At 70.7% G+C, this 2,876-nt stretch carries 3 protein-coding genes, 1 tRNA gene and 1 pseudogene; 2 read left to right on the plus strand and 3 right to left on the minus strand.

Translation table 11 applies throughout. The annotated features are described in order from the left end of the window. Nucleotides 1-54: 54 nt before the first annotated feature. From ACLFOB_RS14765 to ACLFOB_RS14775, 3 genes are all read right to left on the minus strand, one after another. Complete coding sequence (locus ACLFOB_RS14765; protein ID WP_410926583.1) at nt 55-525, minus strand: hypothetical protein; 471 nt, start codon at nt 523-525, stop codon at nt 55-57. Continuing rightward, nucleotides 518-859 carry a DUF5132 domain-containing protein gene (locus ACLFOB_RS14770; protein WP_410926584.1) on the minus strand — a complete coding sequence of 114 codons (342 nt, stop codon included), beginning with the start codon at nt 857-859 and terminating at the stop codon, nt 518-520. Before ACLFOB_RS14770 ends, ACLFOB_RS14765 begins: the two co-directional genes overlap by 8 nt. Nucleotides 860-1,682: 823 nt before the next feature. Beyond that, nucleotides 1,683-1,756: transfer RNA gene (locus ACLFOB_RS14775), tRNA-Cys, on the minus strand. 140 nt (nt 1,757-1,896) lie between these two features. Between ACLFOB_RS14775 and ACLFOB_RS14780 the strand changes: the two genes are divergently transcribed. Both ACLFOB_RS14780 and ACLFOB_RS14785 read left to right on the plus strand, forming a co-directional pair. After that, nucleotides 1,897-2,550 carry a protein-L-isoaspartate O-methyltransferase family protein gene (locus tag ACLFOB_RS14780; protein ID WP_410916989.1) on the plus strand — a complete coding sequence of 218 codons (654 nt, stop codon included), beginning with the start codon at nt 1,897-1,899 and terminating at the stop codon, nt 2,548-2,550. Nucleotides 2,551-2,606: 56 nt separating this feature from the next. After that, a pseudogene (locus ACLFOB_RS14785) lies at nt 2,607-2,876 on the plus strand (transporter); the annotation flags it as partial.

A 2,876-nucleotide genomic window follows, 5' to 3' on the forward strand; every position in this document is an offset into this window, starting at 1 on the left:
ACCTGGCCCTGCCGTGGGACGCTCCCGATCTGGCCGGGGTGCTGGGCTGAGCGGTCAGCGATTCGCCGCGGCCAGCAGCGACCACGCCGACATGAAGAGTGTCGTGGCCGGCCCCGCGATGCGTCCGCGCGACAGCTGAACCATCGCGGCCACCAGCATGAACAGCCCCAGCGCCGTGCGCAGGTCGAGCGCGCCCGAGGTGCGCGCGCCCAGGCTCGCGTCGGCCCGGAGCAGGCCGAACTGAATGGCCTGGCCCACCGGCACGGGCTTCGGGGGATCCCCGATGCGTGCGATGCCTGCCTCGGCCAGGGTCCCCAGCACCGCGTCCGGCGGCTGGGCGAGGTCCAGGATCACGCTGCCGGTGCTGGGCCTGACGCGCGCCCGCAGCACACCCTCGACCGAGGCGAGCCGATCCGCGAACGCGGCAAGCGCCGTGCCCTCCGGCACCGCACCGTCGAACCGCAGCCGGACGCGCCGTGCCGAGGCATGGACCCTGCGCAAGAGCGGCGGACGCGCGTCAGTCATCGCCGGCCGGCTCGGTTGGCGTGCCCGGGGCGGGACCCGCGTGGGCTTTCGTCGCCGGCCCTTCGCCCGCGGCCGTGTCACCGCCCGCGGCTGCAGCGGCCGCTTCGGCATGGCGCTCGCGTTCCGTCTCCTCGCGAATCTCGGCGGCAATGTCCTCCATGTGCTCCCAGGCCTCGGCGCCGGCCCTGCGGAACCCGTCATAGGCGGCGGTGCCCGTGCGCATCGCCGCGCGCGCCAGCGGCCGGCCGGCGCGCCCCACCGCCTGCGCCACGCCGGGGATCAGCATGACCGCCCCTGCAGCCACCACCGCCCCCAAGAGGAACCCTCTGTTCATCGCGTCCCGTCCCATCTGTCTCCGACCCGGTCCCGGGCCTGGTGATTCCTTCGGCCATGGCAACCTGCGGTCGCCACGCCAAATTCCTGTCCCGGGGGTGCAACAGACCCTTGCCGGCGCTTGCATGCAACCCTTCGGATCGCACCGACGGGCTGTCCTGCGCCGGCCGTGGCCGGCCTCCGCCCCTGCATGGTCCGGCCCGGTGGCGCGCATGTCGTCAAGGTTCCCGTGCGCCCGGAACGCGCAGGATTTACCGTGGCCGCGGCCGAATTGCAAAGGCGCGCCGGCGCGGACCGTCCAGGAGGTGGAGCAAAGCGCAGGCGCGGACGACCGAGGCCGAGGGGCACGGAGCGCAGGACCGCTCGCATGCCGCCCTGCACCGGATCGTGCCGGACATCGTCGGGTTGCAGGAGTTGGAAAGCCGGCCGGGACGCCCGCAGCAGGGGCCGGCCCTGCATCGCTTGTGACCTGACTGCCCGCCGCCGCGGTTGCCGCCGCAACCGGCGTGGACGGCCGCGCAACATGCCGTCTTCGGCAGCACGCGCGTCGCGCTGCAGGCGCAGTGCCGATCGCCGTTTCGACCGGGGCGCATGGGCCTTCGCGAGCGACGCCGCCTCATCGTTCGGCCCCATCTCGACGAGAGGGTGACCAGCCGGCCTGCCCGGCTCCTGTCGCTCTTCCCCGCGAAGGCAACCGCTCCGTCCGTGGGTCGCAACATCTTGTGTCACACGAAGTTCTGAGCACAAGCTCGCGGCCGTCGCGGTGAGGCCAGTCAGCGCGTGAACAGGACAAGCGAGACGTCTGCCAGTTCATCGTAGGGATCTGGAGGCGAGTACCGGAATCGAACCGGTGTACACGGATTTGCAATCCGCTGCGTAACCACTCCGCCAACTCGCCGAAGAGCATTTGGCAGATAGCCGATCGTGCACGGCGCTGCAAGGGCGCCGCACGCCGTCGGGAGCGCGGCCGGCCGCATTGCCGCTGGCGGGGGCATGTGGCAAGGTGACGACACAGAGTCGAGGAGAGCCAAGGCCCGAATGACCGATTTCGCCGCCCGCCGTGTGACGATGGTCGACACGCAGATTCGACCCGCGGACGTCACCAAGTTTCCGGTGATCGAAGCGATGCTCGATGTCCCGCGCGAACTCTTCGTGCCGGAGGACAAGCGCGAGGCCGCCTATGTCGGCGACAACATCGATCTTGGCGGCGGCCGGGTGATCCTGGAGCCGCGCACACTTGCGAAGATGCTCGATTCGATCGACCTGCAACCCGACGATCTGGTGCTCGATATCGGGTGTGCCTACGGCTACTCGGCCGCCGTGGCTGCGCATCTGGCCGAGGCGGTCGTCGCGGTGGAAGAGGACGACGCGCTGATCCACGAGGCGCAGGCGCGCCTTGCCGAATACGGTGCCGACAACGTCGCACTGCACCACGCGCCGCTGGCGGAGGGGGCGCCGCAGCACGGTCCCTACGACGCGATTCTGGTGCACGGCGCCGTGGTACATCTGCCTCAGGCGCTGGTGAATCAGTTGAAGGAGGGTGGCCGTATCGCCTGTCTTTTCGACGAGGGGCGGCTCGGGACCGTGCGCCTTGGGTACAAGGTGGATGGCGCGCTGAGCTGGCGTTTCGCATTCAATGCCGGGGCCCCCGTGCTGCCGGGCTTCGAACGCGAGGTGACGTTCACCTTCTGAGGGGGTCGCGCAGGCGCGCGGCGGCGGGCGAGAGGAAAAGACAGGGGCAGGTCGAGATGCAACAGTGGAACGCGGCGCGTCGCCTGGCTTCCGGGGTCGCCATTGCCCTCGTGCTGGCGGTCGGAACGGTGCCTGAACGGGCGGGGGCGCAGTCCCTGGGCGACACGCTGGCAAGGGCATACACAAGCAGCGGGCTGCTTGAGCAGAACCGTGCCCTTCTGCGCGCGGCCGACGAGGACGTCGCGCAGGCTGTCGCGGCGCTGCGTCCGGTGATCAGCTGGTCGGCACGGGTGCGGCGCCAGTTCGGCGAGCGCAAATCCGCCCAG

Source organism: Rhodosalinus sp., assembly GCF_046542825.1.
Classification (GTDB): Bacteria; Pseudomonadota; Alphaproteobacteria; order Rhodobacterales; family Rhodobacteraceae; genus Rhodosalinus.